The organism is Solibacillus sp. FSL W8-0474, assembly GCF_038004065.1.
Lineage (GTDB): Bacteria > Bacillota > Bacilli > Bacillales_A > Planococcaceae > Solibacillus > Solibacillus faecavium.
In genome coordinates this window covers 3,489,662-3,514,467 of the sequence record NZ_JBBOQJ010000001.1, presented here as the reverse complement: position 1 = coordinate 3,514,467, position 24,806 = coordinate 3,489,662, and the positions used below count along the sequence as shown (strand labels likewise).

At 37.3% G+C, this 24,806-nt stretch carries 23 protein-coding genes; 18 read left to right on the top strand and 5 right to left on the bottom strand.

Annotated features, from left to right (window positions below; all coding sequences use genetic code 11):
* Positions 1-62 precede the first annotated feature (62 nt).
* Together NYE67_RS17880 and NYE67_RS17875 are read right to left on the bottom strand one after the other, a co-directional pair.
* Positions 63-704, bottom strand: coding sequence for a cupin domain-containing protein (locus NYE67_RS17880; protein ID WP_340726230.1), 642 nt, complete (start codon positions 702-704; stop codon positions 63-65).
* Between the two features lie 143 nt (positions 705-847).
* The gene (locus NYE67_RS17875; RefSeq protein ID WP_340726229.1) at positions 848-1,354 is read right to left on the bottom strand and encodes a DUF3298 and DUF4163 domain-containing protein; all 507 of its coding nucleotides are present in this window, start codon (positions 1,352-1,354) and stop codon (positions 848-850) included.
* Between the two features lie 305 nt (positions 1,355-1,659).
* Here NYE67_RS17875 and NYE67_RS17870 point away from each other — a divergent pair, with 305 nt between their 5' ends.
* Positions 1,660-2,907, top strand: a complete 1,248-nt coding sequence (locus NYE67_RS17870) for an MFS transporter (RefSeq protein ID WP_340727289.1) — start codon at positions 1,660-1,662, stop codon at positions 2,905-2,907.
* Positions 2,908-2,984: 77 nt separating this feature from the next.
* Positions 2,985-3,215 (top strand): hypothetical protein, encoded by a 231-nt coding sequence (locus NYE67_RS17865; protein WP_340730931.1) that lies wholly within the window; start codon positions 2,985-2,987, stop codon positions 3,213-3,215.
* Positions 3,216-3,258: 43 nt separating this feature from the next.
* Here NYE67_RS17865 and NYE67_RS17860 read toward each other — a convergent pair whose 3' ends face one another.
* Positions 3,259-3,486: a DUF1540 domain-containing protein gene (locus NYE67_RS17860; RefSeq protein WP_340726228.1), complete on the bottom strand. Its 228-nt coding sequence runs from the start codon at positions 3,484-3,486 to the stop codon at positions 3,259-3,261.
* A gap of 221 nt (positions 3,487-3,707) precedes the next feature.
* Here NYE67_RS17860 and NYE67_RS17855 point away from each other — a divergent pair, with 221 nt between their 5' ends.
* From NYE67_RS17855 to NYE67_RS17840, 4 genes are all read left to right on the top strand, one after another.
* Positions 3,708-5,195, top strand: coding sequence for a class I adenylate-forming enzyme family protein (locus NYE67_RS17855; RefSeq protein WP_340726227.1), 1,488 nt, complete (start codon positions 3,708-3,710; stop codon positions 5,193-5,195).
* Between the two features lie 163 nt (positions 5,196-5,358).
* Complete coding sequence (locus NYE67_RS17850) at positions 5,359-5,856, top strand: YehS family protein (protein WP_191700976.1); 498 nt, start codon at positions 5,359-5,361, stop codon at positions 5,854-5,856.
* Between the two features lie 210 nt (positions 5,857-6,066).
* Positions 6,067-6,963 (top strand): radical SAM/SPASM domain-containing protein, encoded by an 897-nt coding sequence (locus NYE67_RS17845; RefSeq protein WP_340726226.1) that lies wholly within the window; start codon positions 6,067-6,069, stop codon positions 6,961-6,963.
* Positions 6,964-7,068: 105 nt separating this feature from the next.
* Complete coding sequence (locus tag NYE67_RS17840; RefSeq protein ID WP_340730728.1) at positions 7,069-8,820, top strand: methyl-accepting chemotaxis protein; 1,752 nt, start codon at positions 7,069-7,071, stop codon at positions 8,818-8,820.
* 68 nt (positions 8,821-8,888) lie between these two features.
* On the opposite strand, the gene NYE67_RS17835 is transcribed toward NYE67_RS17840, so the two are convergent.
* The gene (locus NYE67_RS17835) at positions 8,889-9,464 is read right to left on the bottom strand and encodes a metallophosphoesterase family protein (protein WP_340726224.1); all 576 of its coding nucleotides are present in this window, start codon (positions 9,462-9,464) and stop codon (positions 8,889-8,891) included.
* A 212-nt stretch (positions 9,465-9,676) separates the two neighbouring features.
* Here NYE67_RS17835 and NYE67_RS17830 point away from each other — a divergent pair, with 212 nt between their 5' ends.
* The 12 genes from NYE67_RS17830 to NYE67_RS17775 all read left to right on the top strand — a co-directional run bounded on the left by NYE67_RS17830 (position 9,677) and on the right by NYE67_RS17775 (position 23,050).
* Positions 9,677-10,522 carry a MurR/RpiR family transcriptional regulator gene (locus NYE67_RS17830; protein ID WP_340726223.1) on the top strand — a complete coding sequence of 282 codons (846 nt, stop codon included), beginning with the start codon at positions 9,677-9,679 and terminating at the stop codon, positions 10,520-10,522.
* A 58-nt stretch (positions 10,523-10,580) separates the two neighbouring features.
* Positions 10,581-11,984 (top strand): extracellular solute-binding protein, encoded by a 1,404-nt coding sequence (locus tag NYE67_RS17825; RefSeq protein ID WP_340726222.1) that lies wholly within the window; start codon positions 10,581-10,583, stop codon positions 11,982-11,984.
* Positions 11,985-12,081: 97 nt separating this feature from the next.
* The gene (locus NYE67_RS17820; RefSeq protein ID WP_340726221.1) at positions 12,082-12,975 is read left to right on the top strand and encodes a carbohydrate ABC transporter permease; all 894 of its coding nucleotides are present in this window, start codon (positions 12,082-12,084) and stop codon (positions 12,973-12,975) included.
* A gap of 13 nt (positions 12,976-12,988) precedes the next feature.
* Positions 12,989-13,813, top strand: a complete 825-nt coding sequence (locus tag NYE67_RS17815; RefSeq protein WP_340726220.1) for a carbohydrate ABC transporter permease — start codon at positions 12,989-12,991, stop codon at positions 13,811-13,813.
* A 10-nt stretch (positions 13,814-13,823) separates the two neighbouring features.
* Positions 13,824-14,855: a serine hydrolase domain-containing protein gene (locus NYE67_RS17810; protein WP_340730727.1), complete on the top strand. Its 1,032-nt coding sequence runs from the start codon at positions 13,824-13,826 to the stop codon at positions 14,853-14,855.
* A 13-nt stretch (positions 14,856-14,868) separates the two neighbouring features.
* Entirely contained in the window at positions 14,869-15,843 is a 975-nt protein-coding gene (locus NYE67_RS17805) for an N-acetylglucosamine kinase (RefSeq protein WP_340726218.1), read from the top strand.
* A complete protein-coding gene (gene murQ, locus NYE67_RS17800) occupies positions 15,840-16,745 on the top strand; it encodes an N-acetylmuramic acid 6-phosphate etherase (protein WP_340726217.1) in 906 nt (301 codons plus the stop codon). Before NYE67_RS17805 ends, murQ begins: the two co-directional genes overlap by 4 nt.
* A 160-nt stretch (positions 16,746-16,905) precedes the next feature.
* The gene (locus NYE67_RS17795) at positions 16,906-18,048 is read left to right on the top strand and encodes an acyl-CoA dehydrogenase family protein (RefSeq protein WP_340730726.1); all 1,143 of its coding nucleotides are present in this window, start codon (positions 16,906-16,908) and stop codon (positions 18,046-18,048) included.
* Between the two features lie 21 nt (positions 18,049-18,069).
* A complete protein-coding gene (locus NYE67_RS17790; RefSeq protein WP_340730725.1) occupies positions 18,070-19,251 on the top strand; it encodes an acetyl-CoA C-acetyltransferase in 1,182 nt (393 codons plus the stop codon).
* 442 nt (positions 19,252-19,693) lie between these two features.
* The gene (locus NYE67_RS17785) at positions 19,694-20,926 is read left to right on the top strand and encodes a DEAD/DEAH box helicase (RefSeq protein WP_340730724.1); all 1,233 of its coding nucleotides are present in this window, start codon (positions 19,694-19,696) and stop codon (positions 20,924-20,926) included.
* A gap of 6 nt (positions 20,927-20,932) precedes the next feature.
* Positions 20,933-22,162 (top strand): aminopeptidase, encoded by a 1,230-nt coding sequence (locus NYE67_RS17780; protein ID WP_340730925.1) that lies wholly within the window; start codon positions 20,933-20,935, stop codon positions 22,160-22,162.
* Positions 22,163-22,183: 21 nt separating this feature from the next.
* A complete protein-coding gene (locus NYE67_RS17775; RefSeq protein ID WP_340730723.1) occupies positions 22,184-23,050 on the top strand; it encodes an SGNH/GDSL hydrolase family protein in 867 nt (288 codons plus the stop codon).
* 52 nt (positions 23,051-23,102) lie between these two features.
* Here NYE67_RS17775 and NYE67_RS17770 read toward each other — a convergent pair whose 3' ends face one another.
* On the bottom strand, positions 23,103-24,743 hold the full coding sequence (locus NYE67_RS17770) for a glutathione ABC transporter substrate-binding protein (protein ID WP_191700984.1): 1,641 nt from the start codon (positions 24,741-24,743) through the stop codon (positions 23,103-23,105).
* Between the last annotated feature and the right edge of the window lie 63 nt (positions 24,744-24,806).

Below are 24,806 nucleotides of genomic sequence, written 5' to 3'. Positions count from 1 at the left end.
TGATATACATCATCCTTTTTAAGTATTTTCATTGCGGGAAGCTTTGTTAAAGAGTGGCGATTTCAATAGTGCCAGTTTTGATATGCATAAGGCGTTTGTTGGCTATGGAGCGCACATTGTGAGCAATGATACTGGGGATATAAATATTGAGGGGATATTTGTTGCGTCTCTTTGGAGCAATCGGAATAGGATCCAATAAAGGTATTTGGCTTCACAGGACTGATGGCTTGATTCCATTCAGTTTCATTAATGCAATATGTTTGAGATAAAATATTTGGTGGAGTTAATTTTAATAAATCAGAACCCAATATTACTTCAGGAGTCGGTGCATTAAAAATTGCTAAAAGATGCGTGTCATCAACAGTGGCTACTTCATAATGCCACCAACCTTGTGGAACATTCGCCACTTGTCCAGGTGTCAGCGGATAATGAAGAAGTTGTTTTGTGAAAGGATTTAAGATAGATACGGTAACAGCACCAGAAATACAATAAATGAGCTCTGCTGCGTTTTGATGATAATGCGGTTCAATTATATTATCGGCACTTAAATATATATCCAGTAAGGACACATTATCCAAGGTATTTAACTGTTTTACCCCTAATACGTTTATAAAATTTCGATGGTCTTTTTTAAATAATGTGCTTTTATTTATGTCAAAAGCAAATTGAGTAGATGGAGATGTGTAATCTATAGATGACGCCATTCTTTCTTCACCTCGTATATAAGTTTAAAACTGGCTTTCTAGTTATATTATGCTTATTTGCCTCTTTTGGTGTACTTAAAAAGGTGCCTAAAAAGCCATATGCCTCTCACTAGAAATGAGAGGCATACAAGTTATATTAAATTTTAATTATTAACAGCCATCCTACTTAGAGGACTTGATTCATCAATAATATCGGTTAAATCAAAAACAGAAATCGGAAACATAGGCAAGCCTACGTAATAGGGGGTAATTTCGTATAGCTGGAAATAGATTACTAGTGTTTTATCCGCTATATAAAAATCCTGGTTTGGTTGAATACCGTTAAAATCATCCAGAAGGGGAATATCCCGCTCGTGAATTTGAATATTTACAAGACTGGAAATCCGTTTGATATAGTCACTGCCAGGGATGAATAAATCTTCTAACTTACAAATCTTCTGTTTTTCTAAATCAAAGTTCAATGATTTGATATAGGTCATTCCGTGAGCAGCCTTTTGATGATACGTATAATTGGAAAGTGATAAGCTTAATATTTGTCGTTGATTATTTTTTATTTCATAAAGACCTTGCATTTCCTCCACTGTTGTCGGCATATCTCCAACTTGAACAGAAATCAACTTTTTCACTTGCTCTTTAATTGCCTCGTTCATTTTGTTTTCCCAAAAATTATTCTCAGTAAAAAATACATACGGATAATACACTACCTGGTTCTTGCCACAATCCAAACGAAGTGTACTTATAGGCAAAGGACCTACTTGTAGAATGTTTGCACTCCCTTTATGCTTTTTTTTAACCTGAAAAATCACAACCGATATATTGTTATTTATATGTAAAGGTAAATACTTTATGAAAATGTCTGCAACTAAAAAGATATTACATTAATTACAATCATAAAATGAGTCAAGAAAAGGGTTTTACGCAATTTATTAAATAAAACCATTAGGAGTAGAGGCTGCTGGATAAACAAAATAGTAAGTACAGATGGATTGTATTTGCTTCGGTATTGCTTACGTATTTGCTTATGGCAAGTCAAAGAACTGCACCAGGATTGATTACGGACCAGTTAATGAACGATTTTAATATTACCGCTACGACAATCGGATTTATTACAGGTGTACAATTTTTTGTTTATACAAGTCTACAGATTCCGATGGGGATTTTAGCGGATCGCTTTGGACCGAATTTCTTTCTTATATTGGGTGCAGTTATAACGGGTGTTGGAACGATTTTTTACAGTGTGGGAACACATGAATATGTACTGTTTCTATCACGTATTTTAACTGGACTAGGCGATGCTACGATTTGGGTAAATATGATGCTTATACTAGGGCAATGGTTTCATAAAAAAGAATTTGTTCGGTTAGTAGGCTTTGCCGGTATGACAGGTAGTTTAGGTTTTTTGTTAGCTACTGTTCCATTTTCTGCATGGATACAGCTACTTGGCTGGAGAGGGGCTTTTTTCTCGTTAGGAGCTATCGTTTGCTTATGTGGCTTGCTTCTTTATGTTGTTCTTATAAAAAATACAAAACAAACATTTATAAAACCGGTCGTTGAAAAAGAACAAATACTTCGTGAAAAAACAGGAGTAATCGTAAAAAGGGTTTTTTCAAATCGTCAGGCATGGGCTTTATTTTTCTGCCATTTTGGAGTGGTTGGCGGTTATGTTGGTTTTATTAGTTCATGGGCAGTACCTTTTGGTATGGATATGTATGGAATGACTCGTTCTGAGGCAAGTCAGCTAATTATGGTCGGTCTTGTCGGAGCAATTTTAGGCGCACCTTTAATGAGCTGGATTGCAAGCATGTTCGATACTATTAAAAAACCTTATATTACCATTCATCTAATCGTCTTATCAAGCTGGATTACTTTTTTATTATTTAAAGGATATCCATCGATTTGGTGGGTGATTATACTTTTCTTTCTAATCGGTTTTGGATACGGGGCAAGTGCATTAACGTTTGCAGCAGTTCGTCGCTCTTTCCCGCTTGAAGAATCAGGGATTGTATCGGGCTTTGCAAATACAGGCGGTTTCTTAAGCGCTGTGTTATTACCTATTTTTTTAGGGGTTATATTGGATTATGTTCAAAGTAGTTCAGGCGTATTGCAAAACGCCTATTACTATGGCTTTATTATTCCTGTTGTATTTTCTGTAATTGGTTTAGCCGGAATGTTTTTCTTTAAGGAAATGGAAGCTTCTGATTAATGTATTACTAATTGATATCCTCTCGTTTACATAAACCACATTTCCCCGCACATCCTAAAGAAGGAGGAGGTGGATTTATGCACGAGAAAAAATATACAGAAGCAGGTACCGATATAGAAGAAGTAAAGCGCTTAAATGCTGCATCCGGTCTTTCCTATAATGATACACTTGCCATACTTGCTCAGAAGAAAGATGTTCATACGGTAGACGAAGTTCCACTTAAGCCATTAAATGAAAATTTGGAAGTAGATAGTAATGCATATAAGTTAAATGAAGTACCTGGGCTAGATCGTAATAGTCCGCATTAACAATTTAAAAAGGGAAGCTGTCAATTGACAGCTTCCAAAAATCTTAGGAGTGTTTAGATGCATCCTTTTTAGAAATGAATGTTTGACAGCATGTTTCGCTTGAGCTTTTCGCTTTCTCTCTTTTATGGAGGTCAAAATCAGAAGCAAACTCGGTATTCTCATTCTTACTGGCTTTATCCATATTAATTTCTATTTTTTCAGCTCCACAAAAATTTCCCTCCGCATGGAAAAAACAGTTGGATACAGTACATTTCACCTCTAATGTTGGCATAAATATCCTCCTTATTAATTTTTTTGAAAAAGTATAAAAAGAGTATTAACTATAATATCCTTTTATATTCCTCAATATTTAATTTGTCCAATTGCACTTCTTTTATGTTCTAGTAAATAAGCTACAATTAGCCAATTCTTTTTTGTGAATGAAAAACTGTATTTAAATAGAAAAAATTGCTAAAATTAAAGAAATACATGTTTTTATGAGGAGCGATGGGGATGGCGGTTACAAAAGCATTATTTGAACAATCTCGAATAACACCGGAAGCTGAAGCTATTGTGTTTCAAGATGAATCCTGGACTTATAAAGAGCTTTATGAAAAATCATTAAAAATTGCACATTACCTTGTAAAAAAAGGCTTTGAAAAAGATGATATTGTTGCACAGTTTACGCTTAATTCCAATCTGTTTATGGCGATTTATTACGGTGTACAACTTGCAGGGCTTACGGTTATGCCTGTTAATACAAAGCTGGCTTCACCTGAAGTGGAGTATATTTTTAAACATTCAAAAGCAAAAGTACTCATTTATGATGAAAAATTACAAGGGACAATTGATTTTCCTCTGAATGGATTTGACGAAGTATTAACATTAGAAAAAATACGAGCAATTATTAACACACCTATGGAAACAGGAGAGTTACCAACATTCGATTTGGACGAGACATCTGTTGTTATGTACACATCGGGTACTACGGGAAAACCTAAAGGTGTAATGCTGAGTCACCGTAATGTATTGGAAACAGCAGAAATCTGGTCGGAGTCTATGGAAATGAATGAAAAGGATCGCATGTTTATATGCACACCTTTATTCCATTGTGCGGGTAGTCATGTTTTTGCTGTACCGACAATTTTAAAGGGTGGAACAGTTATAATTGATGAGGCATTTTCCCCTGAGAAAACTTTAAAAAAACTGGTAGAAACACAGACTACGATTTTCTTCGGTGTTCCGGCAATGTATACAATTTTATTAAATAAGCCAGAGCTTGCTGCCTATAATTTTGAGCATTTACGATTGTTCTGTTACGGAGCAGCTCCGATGCCGTATGAATTAGTGAAGCGTTTGAAGGATACATTCCCAAATGTAAAAGTACAAAACTTATACGGTCAAACCGAGAATACACCTGCAGCAAGCTCATTATTAGATGAAGCGGCACTTATTAAAATTGGATCAGTAGGTAAGCCGCTTGCACGTACACAAATTCAATTACTTGATTCGAATGGTGAAATTGTACCTATCGGTGAGGTGGGGGAAATTTGTGTGAAGGGACCCCAAGTCATGAAGGGCTACTTGTTTGCACCGGAAGAAACAGCGAACGCAATTCGAAATGGCTGGCTTCATTCAGGGGATTTAGGTCGATTTGATGAGGAAGGCTATTTATATATTGTGGATCGTAAAAAGGATATGATTATTCGCGGTGGTGAAAATATCTATCCGATTGAAGTGGAGGAAGTGCTCTATCAGATTCCAGAAATTTTAGAAGCAGCAATCGTTGGCGTTCCGCATGATGTATATGGTGAAGTACCGAAAGCATATGTCGTGATAAAGCCTGGTAAAGAATTGACTGAGCAACAAGTCCTTGAATATTGTGCTACTCAACTGGCTAAATATAAAATACCTTACGAAGTAGATTTTATAGGGGAATTACCACGGAATGCTTCTGGAAAAGTGTTAAAGCATACGTTGCGCCCGAAGCAAACGACTTAGAAGCGGTATTCTATTAAAGTGGCAGCAGGATGACTTAATTTTTAGCTTACCTACCGATTTAGCGAATGTGCGCCAGCTATTCAGGAAACGATGATCGTCCAACTAACAAACATACCTCTCTGTCTGTTATAATAATCGTTAGCAAAACATGATGGAGGCAATTATGGATAATAATGATATTTTAATCCGTGTACGTTATGCACTGGATTTGAAAAATAGAGAAATGATTGAAATATTTAAGTTAGGCGGCTTAACGATTACACCAGAAGAAATGCCGAAAATTTTAACGAAGTCTTTGGAAAAAGAGGCTGAAGTACCAGTTGATTACGATCAAATGAAGGTAAACAATAAAAATTTAGAGGCCTTTTTCAATGGTCTAATTACGTTTAAGCGCGGTCCTATGCCCAAAAAAGAAGGACAAGCAGCACCAGTACAAGAAAAGGCGGATCATGTAAACAATATGGTCTTAAAGAAACTAAAGGTAGCGTGCCAGCTTACAACCGAGGATATGCTCGATATTCTGGATGAAGGCGGCATCGCGGTTTCGAAAGGCGAACTAGGTGCAATTATGCGTAAACCAGGTCACCGAAATTATAAAGAGTGTGGGGACAACTTTGCCCGCAAGTTTTTAAAAGGTTTATCCATTCGAAATCGAGGATAAAATTATAAACTGTTTAGAAGGTGAATACTTTCTAGGCAGTTTTTCATTTGTAGAGGAAAATGGAATTATGAGATAAAACGTCAACTATCTATTTATGTTTGAAGTTTGATACAATGAAATGTATTGCTTTACTTCTGAGTGCAGACAGTCAAAAACATAAGTAAGAAGGTTAAGGCAGATATAATTAATATGAGGAATGGTGAACGAGCGTTGAAAACTTTTAAGAAAGTATATATCGAAATTACAAGTGTTTGCAATTTAGCTTGTAGCTTTTGTCCACCTACAGAGAGAGCAAAAGGGTTAATAAAGGTAGAACAATTTGCTCATATTCTTGACGAAATTAGTGGCTATACAAAATATATTTATTTGCACGTTAAAGGGGAGCCTTTATTGCATCCGCGCATTGGTCAATTACTTGATATTGCCCATGAAAAAGGCTTTAAAGTCAATATTACAACAAATGGAACTTTGATTAAAAAGAACCGCGATAAACTATTAGGTAAGCCAGCACTTAGACAAATTAATTTTTCTCTTCATAGCTTCGATGGACATGAAGGTTCTGAAAATCGAGAAAAATATTTAAGTGATATTTTGGAGTTTGTGCGAGATGTCCGAGAGCATAATGTCATTATTTCCTACCGATTATGGAATTTACAGCGCAATAATGTTTCGGAACTGGCAAACCGCAGAAACCGTGAGACACTCGAAATATTAGAAAATGAATATGGGTTAGATTTTGAGATTCAAGAGCGTGTAGAAATGGGCAAAGGTTTAAAAATAGCAAAAAATATTTATCTAAACCAAGATCATGAATTCCGCTGGCCAAGCTTGCTTGAAAAAGCGGATGAAGGAAAAGGATTCTGCCATGCCTTGCGTACACATGCAGCTATTTTAGTGGATGGCTCTGTCGTTCCTTGCTGTCTAGATGGGGAAGGTGTCATCAATTTAGGAAATGTCCATAATCAGCAATTTGGGGACATTATTAGCACTGAACGTGCACAAAATTTAGTAGATGGCTTTTCTCGTCGTGAAGCTATTGAAGAGCTATGTAAAAAATGCGGTTTCCGCCAAAAGTTTGGCATGGAGTCGGAGTTACCTGACATATAAAATACTAATTTTAAACCTTCTGACATATAAACGGATATAGTATAATTATAGTATTAAATTTACGGATTTAACAAAAAAATAGGTCGTAAGCGAGGGGATTATACTATGTTTGGTAGAAGTAAAATTGATAATTATATTTATTTTAGTCAACAATCCGATTCAGATATTAGAGCAAATGAACGACTGAAAGAGAAATTGGACTTTCTGGCACTAAGTCATGTACGCCGTAATTCAGTAACGCTATTAAAAAAAATCTATAATGAAAATCGCGATGAAATTTTGGATAATTTTTATAATAGGTTACTGGCAATACCCGAGTTTTCTAAAATAATTTTGGAGAATTCGAGTGTTGAACGGTTAAAGGTTACTTTTGATCGCCATTTTTCTAGTCTGTTTCAGGACGAACTAGATCTGGAGTACGTATTTAAACGTCGACAAATCGCTTATGTACACGCAAGAATCGGAGTTCTACCAAACTGGATGATTTCAGCCTATACATTAATTAACCAGTTGATCATCCCCTTAATTGCCAAACAATGTGGACGGGATTATCAAAAAATGCTCGATACATTGTTGGCATACGATAGTCTCGTAACATTGGACATACAAATCATAGTTGAAACTTATATCGAAATTCAAGGCGGTTCAGTTGTAAATGGTTTAGGTGAAATTATTACTTATAATACACAGCTTGACCAAATAAAAGAGCTCATTCAATTTCAGGACGTGCAGCACAATGATGTGAAATTGGTGAGTGATTTGATGTTGGAGTTGGATGCCAGTATAGAAGAAATTGCAGCTTCTGTAGGGGATATTTCTATCCATACGCAGGCATCTTTGACGGAATTGAATAGTGATTTAGCAGCTTTACAACAAGTATCTGCGATTTTGCAAAATACAGACGAAGGGCAACAGGCAGTTCGTCAAAATGTTGCTGATTTAGTTGATCGCGTAAATAGTGTTTCAAAAGTTATGTCCCTCATTCAAGGCATCGCTGATCAGACAAATCTATTGGCACTTAATGCCTCTATTGAAGCCGCACGTGCAGGAGAAGCAGGAAAAGGATTTGCTGTAGTAGCAGAGGAAGTACGTAAATTAGCAGATGATACAAAACGTTCTGTTCAATCGATTGATACTGATATTAAAGCGTTATTACATATTACGGCCAATATTGATGAATTAACGAAACGCTCCACAGATGAATTACACGTCGGTGTATCGGATGTTATTCACATTACGAAAACGTTATCGGAGTTAAACTCAACTTTGCAAACACAAGGGCTACGTTTTGAGGAAATTTCCTCTACAACACGCCATCAAGCAAAATCTGCCTCAGAAATTGCCGATCGCAACCGTAACATTACGGAAAGTACCGTTCAAAGTAAAAAAATTGCTTTTGATACAGGGGCTGCAATTTACACTTTAAGTAAAATGATTGATGAATATCGTTCGGAGACCATTTCTAAAAACCTTATTCTTGCCCAAGAAGACATTATTGAAATCGCCATTACAGATCATTTATTATGGCGCTGGAAAATTTATAATTTATTATTAGGTTTTGAAGAAATGAGTAACTTAAAATTAGATTCACCACGTGATTCTAATTTAGGTCAATGGTATTACGGTAAAGGGAAAGAACTGTTAGGTGAAGAAAAAGTCTTCCTTGAATTGGAAGAACCCTTCTTAAAAGTTTATGATATTGCTAAAAAAGCAGTAAAGGCATACACAGTTGGTGACAAACAAGCGGCTGAAATCCTTTTGGAGGAGTTAACGGTAACATCCAATATTGTAATCGGGAAACTAAATCACTTACAGCAAATTCTAATCGAAGCAAAAGCTCCTTATGTAAGATCATAATATGTATTTACGACGGGTTGTTCAAAGTTAAATTTGAACAACCCGTTTTCTTTGCATTTTACGTTGCTCTATTGTGCCTGCATAAATGTAACAGTCATCTCTTGACTGTCGTATAAGCACCATTCCTTATTTTCAACTACTGGACCGACATTAATCTGATAACGCTTATGTCTAACTGATAATGGAATATTATACGGTACGGGTTGCCTCTTTCCATTGTTGTATATAGCAGCCTCATGACTATGCCCAAAAAATAGTAGCGGCGTTTCAATATGGGGGAATGTTGGACTAAATGTATTATCCCATTCTATTTGGTGTCCATGAATTAGCGTTGCATGTTCAATTTCAAGGGCATTTTTATATTGCAGAAAACGTTGATCCCCCGTTACAAGTGCAATACGTTCTTCCTGGTTACCGATGATTGAAGGAAATGTTAACAAGCTCATAAACTTATCATCTATAATCGCCGCATCCTTTAGCTTTGCATGACGAACCATTTTAGCCTTTTTCTTGCCGATTTTACACTCAAATAAATCACCTAAGCCAATAATCTCTGCATTGGGTGCTACTTGGTGAATGTGTTTTAACACCTTTTTTGTATTTTTATAATGCGAATGTAAGTCGCTCAAAATTGCATATTTCATAAAGAATCACCACCGTATAATTAAATTTCTACAATATTATAGCAATAGTCAATTTATCGATAAAATAAAACATTTATTTCCTATTATTTTCAGAAAATTTAAATAAAATATTGACGACTAGGACATAAAGGTTTTATTATGAAGTTAAATTTCATATATTTTACATTATAGAAGAAGTTTTACAACATTTTGTTTGAGGGTAGGTCGTAAACTTGGAAAATAGTATTGAAAGAATACGTTCGGGAATGGAATTGCTGAAACCTGCTGAAAGAAATGTAGCTTTATATATTTTAAGTCACTTAGATGATGTTATTAGAATGCCGATTGCAGTGCTGGCAGAAAAGGCTAAAACAAGTGAAGCAACAATAGTGAGAATGTGCAGGGCATTAAACTTTTCCGGATTCAAAGATTTAAAACTAAGTATTGCTACAGCACCTACTTTGGAAATTTCACGCAATCACAACTTTGAATTAGAAAAAGAGTCATCGATACTCCAAATGATACAGACGATTGAAATGCATAATATCGATGCAATCCAAAGAACGCTAATGATTAATGGTGAAAGGGAATTGGAAAAAATTATTCATCAAATAAATAACGCAAGAAAGATTGTTTTTATTGGAATTGGAGCTTCAGCGATTGTTGCGCAAGATTTCGAGCATAAGCTGAAGCGGATAAATAAAAACTGTGAAACGATTTTCGATAGTCATGGGCAGCTTATTGCTGCAACACATGCAACGAACGAGGATGTTATATTCGCAATCTCGTACTCAGGTGAAACGAAGGAAATTATTAACGCCGTAACAGTTGCAAAAGAGAATCAAGCAACGATTATTACAATGACACATAACAAGCGGAACACAATACAAAGCTTTGCAGATTATGCACTTTACGTTGTTTCTAATGAAGCGGATATACGTAGCTCGGCAACCGCATCACGTATCGCCCAACTGACATTAATTGATATTTTATATACAGGAATTGCCACACTAAACTATGATAATTCGATTATTGCGTTAAATCGCACACTCGAGGTAATTAAAGGTTTTTCTCGTTAATATTTGGTGCTGACTATATTCATATAGTTAACATAATGAAAATGAAGGGGTGTAATGTATGTTTGTTATCAAAAAGAGAAAGCAGACTTGGTTTTTAGTAACATTAATGAGTTTAATGTTATTGCTCGTTGCGTGTTCGAATGACGAGGAATCAAACAGCGACACTGAAGGAAACAGCAATACTGAACAATCTACGACTCCATCTGATAGTACTTCTACAGAAAGTACAGGGGATGGTTTGTCAGGCACACTGGAAATTCAATATTTTGTCGGAGGATATGGTGATGGATGGTGGAAGCAAGTTATAGGGGATTTCCAAAAACAGCACCCGGATTTAGAAATTGTTGAACATGCAGGTCCAAATATTAATACAGAGATGAACACACGCTGGATTTCGGAAACACCACCTGATGTTGTATACATCGATGGTGCAGGAGCTAGTGAAACACAAATGATCGCTGAAGGTCAGTTAATGGATATTAGTGAATTTGCAAAAGGTATTAAACTTGAAAATGGTACAGCGCTATTAGATAGCTTTATCTCGCCGGCAGAAGAAGTAGATGGCGGGAAAATCTATAGTTTACCATTAGTATTCGATACTTGGGGAACTTGGTATGACACGAAGTGGTTTGAAGAAAACGGATGGGAAGTACCAACGGACTTTGACAGCTGGATCAGCTCTATGGAAAAAATTAAAGCCGATACAAAAATTGCACCATTTGTAACGACAGGTCAGCATACACAATACTTCCACCGTGGCGTATTGAATCCTGCTTTTGCTGCAGCAGGCGGTGAAGAGTTATTAAACGATCTAAACAATGGTGTTATAGAGGCTTGGAAAAAACCTGAAACGCTTGAAGTTTTGAAGAAGGTTGAAAAAATTGCAAAAGCGGGCGTAATCGATAGCGGTTTTGCGGCTTACAATCATACGCAATCACAAATGAACTTCTTAATGCATAAAAATGCTTATATTCCAGTAGGTTTCTGGTTGCCAAATGAAATGAAAAATGATACGCCGGACAGTTTTGAATTTGGCTTCACACCAACACCGATGAATGACCCTGGTAAGCCATTAGCACTTGTACCGGATATCCGTACAATTGCCATTGCTGAAAAATCGCAAAATCCGGAAGCTGCAAAGGCATTTTTAGAATTCATCTTTACGGAAGAATATGCGCAGGCATTTGCTGAATCAACGGGTGCGATTATGAACATGAAAGACGTTGACTTGTCTTCGAATACAAATGTTCAGGATTTCTTGAAAAATATTAATGAAATGATCAATAATCCAGGTGCTGTTCATACGTATAAACGTTACACACCAGATGCTGAACTGCAAAAAATTGCAGTTGAAATTACAAATGAAATTAAATTATTAATTATTGATATTTTACTCGGAGATATTACTGCAGAAGAATTCGTTGACAAGATGGTTAAAAAAGCAGAGGAACTAAGAAAATAAGGATCGATGCATATTTTAAATAAGTAATTACAGGAAATAAGGTTGCTAAAAACTTTTTAGCAACCTTATTTAATCAATAGAGGAAGGAGTAACGACAATGACCTTTTCTTCCAAAAGCAAATATTTGTTTTTAGCATTTTGTTTACTGCCGACTTTTCTGCTCTTTTTAATTTTTACTGTTTATCCTATGTTAGGTGGTTTGTATTATTCATTTTTTGATTGGTCCGGAACAAGTGCAAATAAAACATTTATCGGCTTAGATAATTATATTCGTCTATGGAACGACTCCATTATTAAAAAGGCGATAATAAATGACTTTTTCTTCGTATTTGTAAAAGTCATTGGGATCATGACACTTGCTCTATTTTTTGCGGTGGCATTAACACAGTTAAAAATAAAAGAAGCGCCATTTTACCGGATTGTATTTTTCTTTCCTAATATTATGTCTGTAGTAGTTATCGGGATTTTATGGCAGTTTATTTATGATCCAAACATGGGAATTGTAAACAGCTTATTAAATCAAGTCGGATTGACAGAATGGGCCCGCCCTTGGTTAGGAGATAAAACGTGGGTACTTCCTAGTATTGCTATTCCTGCAATTTGGGCAGGGATTGGATTATTTATGCTACTTATTATGGGAGGTATTTCAAATGTGCCGAAAAGTTTATATGAAGCGGCAGATATTGATGGTGCATCCGAATGGCAACAATTTTGGCATATTACGGTCCCACTCGTTTGGCCACAAATAAAAACATCCATCCTTTATATCATTATTACATCTCTTAACGGTTCGTTTGTCCTTGTGCAAGTAATGACAGGTGGTGGCCCGGGAAGCGCTTCAGAAGTAATGGGTTCATATTTATACCAGCGTGCTTTTGAAGATTTCCAATTTGGCTATGGTGCAGCGATTGGTGTTCTAATCTTGGTCGTGTCGCTCATTACCGTTCTCGTGTCTCAATTTATTTTGAAAAAAGAAAAAGTCGAATATTAACGGGGGAATTTAGATGAAAGTAGTTTCACAAATTTTAGTACGTATCCCGTTAATCCTATGGGCGTTTATTGTGATATTCCCATTAATATGGATGTTTATGGGTGCGTTTAAATCGAATGCAGAAATATTCACGTCACCTTGGTCAATACCGACTGATTTTAGTTTTACAAATTTTGAGCGTGCATGGAACGACTATAATATTGGCCGTGCATTTTTAAACAGTTTTTTTGTAACAGTGCTTGGCTCGTTTTTAACACTCATTTTATCCATCCCTACGGCTTATGCGCTAGAACGTATTCGTTCAAAATTTGGTGAAGTGCTGATTAATGTTTATTTAGCTTCAATGATGATTCCATCCGTTTTAGGTTGGATCCCTCTATTTTTCTTATTAATGAAGTTTAATTTACTAGATAATTTGTGGGCGTTATCTCTTGTTTATGCCATTTCACATGTTCCGTTTACGATCTTCATTCTCGTTGGATTCATAGGAAATATTCCTAAAGAGCTGGAAGAAGCAGCAGTCGTTGATGGTATGAGTCCATATGGAATTCTATTTAAAATTGTGACACCGCTTATAAAGTCTGGAATCATGACAGTTACAATCTTGAATGCCATTTCATATTGGAATGAATTTTTCATGGCGTTAATTTTACTGCAAACAGAAAGTAAAAATACGTTAGGTGTTGCGATGAACTTACTGAAAATAGACGCGCAATACGATAGTGCATGGGGTGTGTTATTTGCAGGTCTATGTATTGCTGTTATTCCGGTAATCATTTTCTATTCGATTTTCCAACGCCATATCGTAAAAGGTATGACAGAAGGTGCAATCAAATAGGAGGGGAATCATGTCTTTTTCACGAGTAGAAGAGTTTATTGAAACAGCAATCCATAACAAAGAACTGCCTGGTGCGGTATTGGCTATGGCAAATGCAAAAGATGTCCTTTACTGTAAAGCATTTGGTATGGCACATACGGAACCCCAAATTTCAATGACGGAACAGACGATTTTTGATTGTGCTTCATTAACAAAAGTAACAGCAACGGCAAGCTCGATTTTATTATTGCTTGAGCAGGGTTTTATTGATTTAGATGATTCCATTAGCTACTACTTTCCGGGGCTTAAATTGATGCATGAAGAAGTTAAGATTCGTCATTTATTAACACATACTAGTGGATTTCAGGCTGAAATTAAGTTTTATAAAGAAGGGATAGCTTATGCTGATGTCATTGAACGGATAGCGCAGGAAACAGGACGGAAAAAAGTTGAACAACAGGTGATTTATAGTGATGTAAACTATATTTTATTAGGAAAACTAATAGAACAGGTTACCGGAATTTCATTAGCAGAATATGCCGATAAAAATATTTTTCAGCCGCTTCGTATGCACAATACCGTATTTAATCCGTCTGTCCAGTTAAAGGGGAAAATTGCTGCTACTGAATATCGTACCTATTTAAAGAAACATCAGTGGGGTGAAGTGCATGATGAAAATGCACTGTATTTTGGCGGAGTAAGTGGGCACGCTGGGTTATTTTCAACTGCAGAAGACTTGGCAAAGTTTGCTCAATCGTTTATGGAAAGTACCCATTCAGTTTTTCACGAGCATACCAAACAATTAGCAAAGCAAAATTTCACTAATAAGCTTGAAGAACAGCGTGGATTAGGGTGGCAATTGTATTCTTCACCTTCATTTTCCGGCCAATATTTAAGAGAAGGTTTTGGGCATACAGGTTTTACGGGCACTTCGCTTTGGATATCGGATGAGAAGCAAATAGCAATTATTTTGTTAACAAATCGCGTTCATTTTGGACGTAGTTGTGAAATACAACGGTTTCGACGGATCGTGCATAACTTAGTTGCACTTGAAAATGAATAGATAAGGTGAGCATATGTCAGAAAAATTATGGATTGGTATAGATGGTGGCGGCACGAAAACAACCGCTGTAATTGGTGACGAAAGTGGACATTTACTTGCAGTTGTCAAAGGAAGTTCCGGCAATTTAACAGCGATTTCAACAGAGCAGTTGTACACACTGATAAATGAATTAATCAATCAGTTGTTAATAAAGACGGGGGCCGCATTTACAGATGTAGAAATGGTATATGCTGCAATGGCAGGAGCAGATCGACAAGCTGAACAACAGAAAATATATGATGCTTTTAAGCAATCAACAGTTCTGGAAAAGCTTAAAATCCAGAGTGATATCCATGCCGCCTTAGCAGCGGGAACTTGGGGCAGAGAAGGTACTTTACTTATTGCCGGGACCGGAGCTATTATATTCGGTTATGAGCAGCAAAAAACTTTTCGTGTTGGTGGCTGGGGCTATTTATTGGGTGACGAAGGAAGTGGCTATCATTTAGGGAAGCTTGCCATTCGTTCCGTATTAAAAGCGCATGATGACAAAGTGCCTTTGAAACCTTTTCAAGAAAAGATATTGACCCATTTTAATGTACTGTCTCCTGACCAGCTCATTACAAAAATTTATGGCAGCTCGAATCCCATAACAGCTATTTCTTCTGTGAGCATGATTGTGCTAGATGCTTTTGAAGAAGAGTTATCAAAATTTATCGTTAGTGCCGTACAAGAAGCTTTACTGGAACTTATTGAAAGTGCCTATTCACGAATTGATCGGACAAAGCCGGTTGTATTTCACGGCGGATTATTTTCGAATAATACATTTTATGAAGCGTTTACCTTACGTTTTTCATCGCGATTCCCGGATTTGATTGCTTTAAAGCCAACAATTTCGGGGACAGTAGGAGCTTACTTATTAGCATTACATGAAAGTAAAGTTGAAGTAAGTGATCCAGTTAAACAAACGATTCAACAAACATGGCGTCTATTGGAAGGTGAGATAACATGAATTACGATCAATTAACGACTGAAAAACGAAATAATGAAACAATGAATTTGGATGTAATGCCTATCTCGAACCTACTTCAAATCATGAATAAAGAAGATATGCAGGTTGTGAAAAGTGTCGAACAAGTTTTACCTACCATAGAGAAAGTAATTAAAAGAGTGGTTGAAAACATAAATAATGGAGGTCGCCTTTTTTATATCGGAGCGGGAACTAGTGGTCGTTTAGGAATGCTTGATGCATCTGAATGTCCTCCTACTTTTATGACCGATCCGGAGCTAGTACAAACGATAATGGCAGGCGGAAAGGATGCATTTTTTCAGGCAGTTGAAAATGCTGAAGATAGTTTGGAAGATGGAAGACACAGATTAAAGGAAAAAAACGTAACGCAGTTCGATTCTATTATAGGTATTACAGCAAGTGGTACGACACCATTTGTAATTGGTGCTTTAAAGTATGCGCAATCTGCTGGTGCCTACACGGTAAGTTTGACGAGCAATATTAATTCTGAAGTAAGCCGCTATGCGGAAGAAGCGATTGAAGTCGTCGTAGGGCCAGAAATATTAACAGGGTCAACACGATTAAAAGCAGCTACATCACATAAAATGATTTTAAATATGATCAGTACGGCATCGATGGTTCAATTAGGCAAAGTGTACGAAAACTTAATGGTCGATGTACATGCAAGCAATAATAAATTAATAGAGCGGGCTAAAAGAATTGTCATCGATGCAACGGACTGCAAATATAAGGAAGCAGAAGAGGTACTTGTAAAAACAAAATTTGCTGTTAAGCCGGCAATTGTCATGCTAAAAACAAATGAAAATTATGAACGAGTAAAACATGCGTTAGAACAAGTAAATGGCCATACAAGGAAAGCTATTTTACTTTTAAACAATAGTTAATATCGAGAGTTGTCATGAATAATTCTGGCAACTCTTTTTGTTTTTTACTAGAATTTCTGTATAGTGCAATAATATTTCTTATAAAACCATTGTTTCCATTTTTTGTGCCTGTTAAAATTGAAGTGTACTAATATTCAGAAAAAACAAAGGGGGCGGGGAAATGGGCATTTATACAGAAGAGCATGAGATGTTTAGAAAAGCTTTACGCAAAATGCTGGATAAAGAGGCGTATCCTTATTTTGAACAATGGGAAAAGGATCGGGATATTCCACGTGAGTTTTGGCTGAAGCTTGGGGAGAATGGCTTTTTATGTCCAATGATCAGTGAAGAGTATGGGGGGCTTGCACTGGATTTTGGCTATTCTGCTATATTAACGGAGGAACTTGAGCGTGTTGGCGCAGGGTTAGCAAGCGGGATTTCGCTTCATTCCGATATTGTGACACCTTATATTGAGGCATACGGGACAACAGCACAAAAGGAAAAATGGCTTCCTAAAAGCGTTACAGGGGAGTACATTTCAGCTATTGCTATGACGGAACCGGGTGCAGGTTCTGATCTTGCAGGCATTCAAACGACAGCGAAAAAAGATGGCGAGTTTTATATTTTAAATGGTGAAAAAACGTTTATTACAAATGGGATTCATGCAGATTATGTTGTTGTCGTTTGTAAAACAGATTCGCAGGCAAGTCCGGCATATAAAGGGGTTAGTCTGCTTATTGTAGAGAATGGTACACCTGGTTTCAAGCGTGGAAAAAAACTTGATAAAATCGGGATGCACAGTGCAGATACGGGAGAGCTAATTTTTGAAGACGTACATGTACCGGTAGAAAACTTATTAGGGGAAGAAAACCGGGGCTTCTATTATTTAATGGAAAAACTGCAGCAGGAACGATTAATTGTAGCTATTGAAACTCAAATCGAAGCTGAATGTTGTTTACAGCTAACTGTAGATTATGTAAAAGAACGTAAAGCATTCGGGAGTCGTATTGCAGATTTCCAAAACACACAATTTAAATTAGCGGAAATGGCGACGGAAATTGAGCTTGGACGTACATATGTCGATAGTTTAATCGAAAAACATATTGCTGGTAAAGATATTGTGAAGGAAGTATCCATGGCAAAGTGGTGGATTAGTGAAATGGCTAAACGCGTCGTAGCTGATTGCCTACAGTTACATGGAGGATATGGCTATATGGAAGAATATGAAATTGCGAGACGTTACCGAGATATTCCCGTAGCGGCGATTTATGCTGGTACGACGGAAATTATGAAAGGGATTATCGCAAAGCAAATATTAAAATAGATAGACTAAGGGGATGGAATAATGAAAAACGTATATATCGTAGACGGTGCACGTACAGCATTTACAGCATTCGGAGGTTCATTTGCAACAACAGATGCAGTACAGCTTGGTACAAAAACTGCAGTGGAGGCGTTAAAGCGGGCAAACGTACAGCCTGAGCAAGTCGATCATGTCATTTACGGTGGTGTAATTACAACAGGTGCCAACTCGGCATATTTAGCCCGTCATATCGGTCTTTATGCAGGTGTCCCAAAGGAAGTGCCGGCATTAACATTAAACCGTCTTTGCGGTTCGGGTATGCAATCGGTTGTATCAGCGGCTCAGATGATTCAGCTAGGTGAAGGGAATGTAGTACTTGCAGGGGGAGCAGAAAACATGTCCCAATCACCGTATTCGAATTTTGAACAACGCTTTAGCGGTTCGAAACTAGGCAACCTTGAGTTTACAGATATGCTTCAAGCAACATTAACTGACCAGTATACTGGTTCAGGGATGGGCATGACGGCAGAAAAGCTTGCTGAACAATATACAATTTCTCGCGAGGAGCAAGATGCATTCGCACTTCTTTCAAATGAACGTGCCGCAAAAGCACGCAAAGAAGGCATTTTTGCAAAAGAGATCGTGCCAGTTGCTGTAGCTACGAGAAAAGGCGAGATTTTAATAGATCAGGATGAACATATTAAAGAAGGCGGCACGTTGGAAAGCTTGGCTAAATTACGCCCGGCATTCAAAAAGGACGGGTCCGTAACTGCTGCTAACGCTTCCGGTATTAATGACGGGGCAGCAACATTAGTTGTCGCAAGTGAAGATTTTGTAAATGAACAAGGATTAAAACCGTTAGCCCGCATTGTATCATGGGGAATAGCGGGTGTTGACCCGACGATTATGGGAATCGGCCCAGCTCCGGCAATTCGTCAAGCATTGGAGCGTGCGAATTTAACAATTGAAGACATAGATTTAGTTGAAATTAATGAAGCATTTGCAGCCCAATATATCGCAGTGGAAAAGGAACTTGGACTTGACCGTGAGAAAACGAATGTAAATGGTGGTGCAATTGCACTCGGCCACCCAGTTGGTGCAAGTGGAACAAGAATCATCTTATCCGCTGCATACGAACTGCAACGACGCAATGGGAAGTATGCTGTTGCCAGTCTTTGTATCGGTGGCGGACAAGGAATTGCTTTAATTATCGAAAGAGTATAGAAACTAGGCATGCTAGGAGGAAGTTTCTGGCATGCTTTTTGTTGTGGGCATTTTTATTAGAACAACAATTTCACATATTAGAAAAAGTATGGGTGGTATTAGAATATCAAAAAATGATTTTAGAACAAGGCAAACCTTTTTTAGCACAATGAAAGGATATATTAGAAAGTCGTAACTTTATTAGAACAGATAAAAATATATTAGACGATATCAAATTATATTAGAAATCCTTGCAACTTTTTCGCCTCAACTTTCTAAAGGAAAGCATACTCAAATAGATTTTTTCATTTGCACTCTACTGCGAAAAATTCAAAACGATTTTAATTTGACACAAACCTTCCTTTTTTTGTTGTAAACTACCGAATCACACCTCGCCAAATTTTACGCATTAATTGCGGAATATGTTACACTAAAGCCAACGAATAAAAGGTGGTAAAACAATATGTCAGCAATCAGTTTATTAAACGAAGATCTTCAAAATAAATGGTCTTTTGAAACGACAATGAAAATACAGGATGAAATGATTCCAGCGATGGTTGAAGGGAAAGATATCGTAGCAGAATCCCCGACCGGCTCAGGAAAAACATTAGCCTACACATTACCAATTCTAAATAAAGTAGACGGTAAAAAGAAACAAACCCAAGCATTAATCGTAGCACCGTCACAAGAGCTTGCAATGCAAATTGTTGAAGTGATCCGTGATTGGACAGCTGGAACGGATATTACTGTTCAGCAACTAATCGGTGGTGCGAACTCGGCGCGTCAAATCGAAAAATTAAAGAAAAAGCCAACGATTGTTGTCGGGACACCAGGTCGCTTAAATGAATTGGCTCGCCAAGGGAAACTAAAGCTTAGAGAAATAGAAACAATTGTTTTGGATGAATGTGATCAGTTACTAAGTCGCGAATACCGAGTAGTTGTAAAATCATTTATTGAAAATGCCGCATTCGGTCGTCAAGTTGTTGTAGTATCTGCAACGATTACAGAAGAAATAAAGCTTGTAGCAGAACGTTTAATGTTCGAGCCAATCAGTATTGAGATTAAGCCAGAAGATATGGTGAAGTTCGGTAAAGTTGTTCACTCCTTTGTAAAAGTAGAGGAACGAGATAAAACAGAGATGCTTCGTCGACTTGCTAATATTGAAGGATTGCGCGGTTTGGCATTCGTCAATAATATTGACCAAGTACTTATGAAACAAAACAAGTTGGAATACCGCGATGCACCAATCGTAGCACTTCATTCAGATATGAAAAAAGACGAGCGTAAAAAAGCGTTGGATGCTTTCAGAAAAGGTGAAGCACGTATTTTAATTGCGACAGATATTGCAGCACGAGGTTTAGATATTTCGGGTTTAACACATGTTATTCATGTCGATGTTCCTCGTACAATTGAGCAGTATACGCATCGTTCTGGCCGTACAGGTCGTGCAGGTGCAGACGGAGAAGTATTAACATTATTATCTTATAAAGATGAAAAGACTTTCAAAAAATGGTTGCGTGATCTTTCATTAAAAGGTGTTCAAAAAGTTTGGACTCAAGGACAGCTTATGGAGGGAAATGCTAAAACAGTTTCGTCAAAAACGGCGCCTGCAGTAAAGAAAGCAACAGAGAAAAAGCCTTATCAACCAAAGACAAATAAAAAAGGCATGACTTTCAGTAAGAAAAAGGAGAAATAATAATTGATGACATTCCAAGAGAAGTTAGAGCAATATGCAGATTTAGCTGTTCGTATCGGAGTAAATGTTCAAAAAGGGCAATACTTATTAATTAATACATCAACAGATACGTTGGATTTCACACGAATTGTAGTGAAAAAAGCATATGAGGCAGGCGCAAGTCGTGTTCATGTAAATTTAACTGATGCAAGCTTTGAACGTGCCTATTATGAAAATGTTACTGTAGAAGAAACAGCCAATTTTCCAAAATGGGTCGTTGCACAACGCGAAGAATTAATCGAGCGTAAAGGCGCACTTCTTTGGATTGATGCGGAAGATCCTGATTTACTGGCGGGCATTGATTCCGAGAAAATAGGTGCTCAGCAGAAGGCAGCAGGTGCAGCGCTTGTAAATTATCGTAAAGCGGTAATGAATGATGATATCGCATGGTCAATTATTGCAGTCCCTTCTCCAAAATGGGCGGCTAAAGTCTTCCCTGATTTAGCTGAGCAAGAACAAGTACCGGCATTATGGGATGCAATTTTTAAAACTGTGCGTATCGGTGAAGGTGATGCGGTTGAAAACTGGAAAAATCATATTGAAACTTTACATGCACGTGCAGCTCAGCTTAATGCTAAGAAATATGCAAAATTACACTACGTGGCACCAGGTACAGACTTAACAATTGAATTACCTGAAAAGCATTTATGGAAAAGCGGTAGTAGTCAATCTCCGAGCGGTACAACATTTATTGCGAATATGCCGACAGAAGAAGTATTTACATTACCTGCAAAGTATGGTGTAGATGGATACGTATCAAATACAAAACCACTTGTATATAAAGGAAATATTATTGATGAATTTAAGCTTACTTTTGAAAAAGGAAAAATTGTGAGTGCTGAGGCAAAAGTGGGTGAGAAATTACTGCAGCAGCTTATCGCTTCAGATGAGGGTTCTACTTATTTAGGGGAAGTCGCATTAGTACCGCATGAATCACCAATTTCAGCATCTAATATTTTATATTACAACACATTATTTGATGAAAATGCATCTAATCATTTAGCGATTGGTGAAGCATATCCAACTTGTTACGAAGGTGGCAAGGAGCTAGAAAAAGGCCAGCTAGAATCGTTAGGCATTAATACATCGATTACACATGAAGATTTTATGATCGGAAGCGCTGAAATGGACATAGACGGTATTTTAGCGGATGGCTCAAAAGAACCGATCTTCAGAAAAGGAAACTGGGCATTCTAATTATAGAAGTGGGGTGAGTAAATGCGGAAAATAATACTTAGCATTATTTTTTGTGTCGTCTTATTTCCAACTGCAACATTAGCCGATGAACGGGAAGTGTATATAGCGCTTGGAGATTCATTAGCAGCAGGACAAACGCCATATAATGAGATTGATGCGGGCTATACGGATTTTATTGCTTTACAGCTCATGCGCAATGGAAAACTTGCTCATTTTTCAAAAGAGCTTACTTTTCCGGGTTATCGTGTTCAAAATGTCATTGAAACAGTTCAATCTGATAAAGCAAAACAGTTACTAAGTGAGGCAACTTTGATTACTATTTCTGCGGGGGCCAATAATTTACTCCCTCTTATAGAGCATAATCCGGAACAAGGGACAATTGCCTTTTCCCAGCTCAGTGCGGACTTTGCATTAAATGAAGTGCGGATTCAAATGAAGGAACTCCTTTCTTTAACTAAAGAAAAAGCACCGAATGCAGAAATTTATGTATTAGGTTATTATTTTCCTTATGTGAGCCTTCATGAGGAGCAAAAACATGGTGCAGAAAAAGCAGTAAAGTTATTAAATAAAATATTAAAGCAGGAGACCGAGCAGGCGGGGCATGTTTTTGTTGATGTGTTTGATGATTTTAATTTAGGGCAAGCGGATTATTTACCAAGCATTCAAGATATTCATCCGAACCAGCTTGGCTATCGTATTATGGCTAATGAAATGCTAAAGAAATATAGTGGAAATAATATTCTTTCGTTACCTATAGACGCATTGCCTGCGCCAAATCCAAAAACATTTGAAGAAATGTTGCAGATGCAGGAAAATGAATTAGCTGTACAGGAAGAGCAATTTATTGCCCAGCATCATCCGGATAAACCAAAACCTATATATGTATAAATAAAAAGCATTCCAACAAGAAAATCTTGTAAGAATGCTTTTTTAGTATCAATTACTCGCTAATTTTAACTTCACGTAATTGATAGATACTGTCTGTACCTACGTTGAAGCCAGAAACTTTATCCGATACACCTGTTAAAGTATATGGGTGTAATACGAATGCCATTGGCGATTCGTCAGAAATTAATTGTAATGCTTCTTTATAAATTGCTTCACGTGCAGCTGGGTCTGCTTCGCGACGACCTTTTTCTAATAACTCATCCACTTTATCGCTTGAGTAGAATGAACGGTTACCTGGGTCACCATGTTGTGAAGAGTGGAATAATGCATATAGACCGTAATCCGCATCACCAGTAGGGTTAGACCAGCCTAAAATGAACATGTCATGCTCACCAGCAGCTGTTTTTTCCAAGTATGAACCGAATTCCATTACTTCGATTTCAGCTTGAATGTTTAATTGCTTCAAGTTTTCTTGTAAAACAATTGCAACTTGTTGACGAGCAGGGTTATCATTCGTCCAAATTGTCGTTTTAAAGCCGTCCGCATAGCCTGCTTCTTCAAGTAATGCTTTAGCTTCGTCCATGTTATAAGCCATAGAAGTCACATCTTCTGTGTATCCGAAAATACCAGGAGCTAAAGGTGAAATCGCAGGAATACCATAGCCTTCATAAATACCTTCAATTAAAGTCGGGCGATCAATTGCTTTAGAAATTGCTTGACGTACTTTTGGATCGTTGAAAGGTTCTTTTTCAGTATTGAAACCAAGGTATGTTAAAGATGAAGAAGCTGTTTCCAATACAGAAGCGCCATCAAAACTATTAACATTTGCTACTTGACCAGGCTCAACTGCACCAATAATGTGTGCATAACCTGATTGTATTTCCGCAACACGAGTAGCACTTTCTGGTACTACTTTAAATGTTACAGAATCAATGTGTACTGGAGTGCCAGCGTATTCTGCGAACTTAACTAATTTAATTTCAGTACCAGGAGTCCAGCTCTCAAATTTGAATGGACCAGTACCAACCGGGTTTGTTCCGATTACAGAACCAGCTTTAACTGATGAATCAGCTTCCATTGCAGCGTAATCTTCTTCAATCGATTTAGGTGAAATAATACTACCACCATTATGCGTTAAGTGGGCAAGTAATGGTGAGAATGGGTATTCAGTTATAAATTGAACAGTAGATTCATCTACTACTTTTACTTCTGTTACCATTTCGAATAAGAAAGCACGTGGAGATCCAACTTCAGGATCTAATAAACGATCGAATGAAGCTTTTACAGCTTCTGCGTTAAATGCTTCACCGTCATGGAAAGTAACACCTTGCTTAAGCTTAAATTCCCAAGTTAAATCGTCAACTTGATTCCAAGAATCTGCTAAACCAGGAACTAATTCCCCGTTTGCGTCACGATTTACTAAAGTTTCGTAAAGGTTTGATTGTACGTTAGATGATGGTACGTCATTTGAACCATGTGGATCTAATGAACTCGCATCTGATAACTCAGCGATAATTAAGTCACCGCCAGCCGCAGCTTCATCTGTAGTACCAGAGTCTGTATTTGTTTCAGTTCCAGTGTCCTCGCTTTTTGATGTATCTTCTGAATCATCTCCACCAGCACATGCAGCTAACACAAGAGCAAGTGTAAATGTAAGAAGTAGCATCCAAAGCGACTTTTTAGAAAATGACATGTTGGAAGTCCCCCCATTTAATGTTATTTTAGAATATTACAAAAATGTAATTTCTTTAAATAG

What these genes read in the sequence shown, in the direction of transcription:
- NYE67_RS17880 (WP_340726230.1), bottom strand. Translation starts at nt 704, where the DNA reads ATGGCGTCATCTATAGATTACACATCTCCATCTACTCAATTTGCTTTT.
- NYE67_RS17875 (WP_340726229.1), bottom strand. Translation starts at nt 1,354, where the DNA reads ATGAACGAGGCAATTAAAGAGCAAGTGAAAAAGTTGATTTCTGTTCAA.
- NYE67_RS17865 (WP_340730931.1), top strand. Translation starts at nt 2,985, where the DNA reads ATGCACGAGAAAAAATATACAGAAGCAGGTACCGATATAGAAGAAGTA.
- NYE67_RS17860 (WP_340726228.1), bottom strand. Translation starts at nt 3,486, where the DNA reads ATGCCAACATTAGAGGTGAAATGTACTGTATCCAACTGTTTTTTCCAT.
- NYE67_RS17855 (WP_340726227.1), top strand. Translation starts at nt 3,708, where the DNA reads ATGGCGGTTACAAAAGCATTATTTGAACAATCTCGAATAACACCGGAA.
- NYE67_RS17850 (WP_191700976.1), top strand. Translation starts at nt 5,359, where the DNA reads ATGGATAATAATGATATTTTAATCCGTGTACGTTATGCACTGGATTTG.
- NYE67_RS17840 (WP_340730728.1), top strand. Translation starts at nt 7,069, where the DNA reads ATGTTTGGTAGAAGTAAAATTGATAATTATATTTATTTTAGTCAACAA.
- NYE67_RS17835 (WP_340726224.1), bottom strand. Translation starts at nt 9,464, where the DNA reads ATGAAATATGCAATTTTGAGCGACTTACATTCGCATTATAAAAATACA.
- NYE67_RS17825 (WP_340726222.1), top strand. Translation starts at nt 10,581, where the DNA reads ATGTTTGTTATCAAAAAGAGAAAGCAGACTTGGTTTTTAGTAACATTA.
- NYE67_RS17820 (WP_340726221.1), top strand. Translation starts at nt 12,082, where the DNA reads ATGACCTTTTCTTCCAAAAGCAAATATTTGTTTTTAGCATTTTGTTTA.
- NYE67_RS17815 (WP_340726220.1), top strand. Translation starts at nt 12,989, where the DNA reads ATGAAAGTAGTTTCACAAATTTTAGTACGTATCCCGTTAATCCTATGG.
- NYE67_RS17810 (WP_340730727.1), top strand. Translation starts at nt 13,824, where the DNA reads ATGTCTTTTTCACGAGTAGAAGAGTTTATTGAAACAGCAATCCATAAC.
- NYE67_RS17805 (WP_340726218.1), top strand. Translation starts at nt 14,869, where the DNA reads ATGTCAGAAAAATTATGGATTGGTATAGATGGTGGCGGCACGAAAACA.
- murQ (WP_340726217.1), top strand. Translation starts at nt 15,840, where the DNA reads ATGAATTACGATCAATTAACGACTGAAAAACGAAATAATGAAACAATG.
- NYE67_RS17795 (WP_340730726.1), top strand. Translation starts at nt 16,906, where the DNA reads ATGGGCATTTATACAGAAGAGCATGAGATGTTTAGAAAAGCTTTACGC.
- NYE67_RS17790 (WP_340730725.1), top strand. Translation starts at nt 18,070, where the DNA reads ATGAAAAACGTATATATCGTAGACGGTGCACGTACAGCATTTACAGCA.
- NYE67_RS17785 (WP_340730724.1), top strand. Translation starts at nt 19,694, where the DNA reads ATGTCAGCAATCAGTTTATTAAACGAAGATCTTCAAAATAAATGGTCT.
- NYE67_RS17780 (WP_340730925.1), top strand. Translation starts at nt 20,933, where the DNA reads ATGACATTCCAAGAGAAGTTAGAGCAATATGCAGATTTAGCTGTTCGT.
- NYE67_RS17775 (WP_340730723.1), top strand. Translation starts at nt 22,184, where the DNA reads ATGCGGAAAATAATACTTAGCATTATTTTTTGTGTCGTCTTATTTCCA.
- NYE67_RS17770 (WP_191700984.1), bottom strand. Translation starts at nt 24,743, where the DNA reads ATGTCATTTTCTAAAAAGTCGCTTTGGATGCTACTTCTTACATTTACA.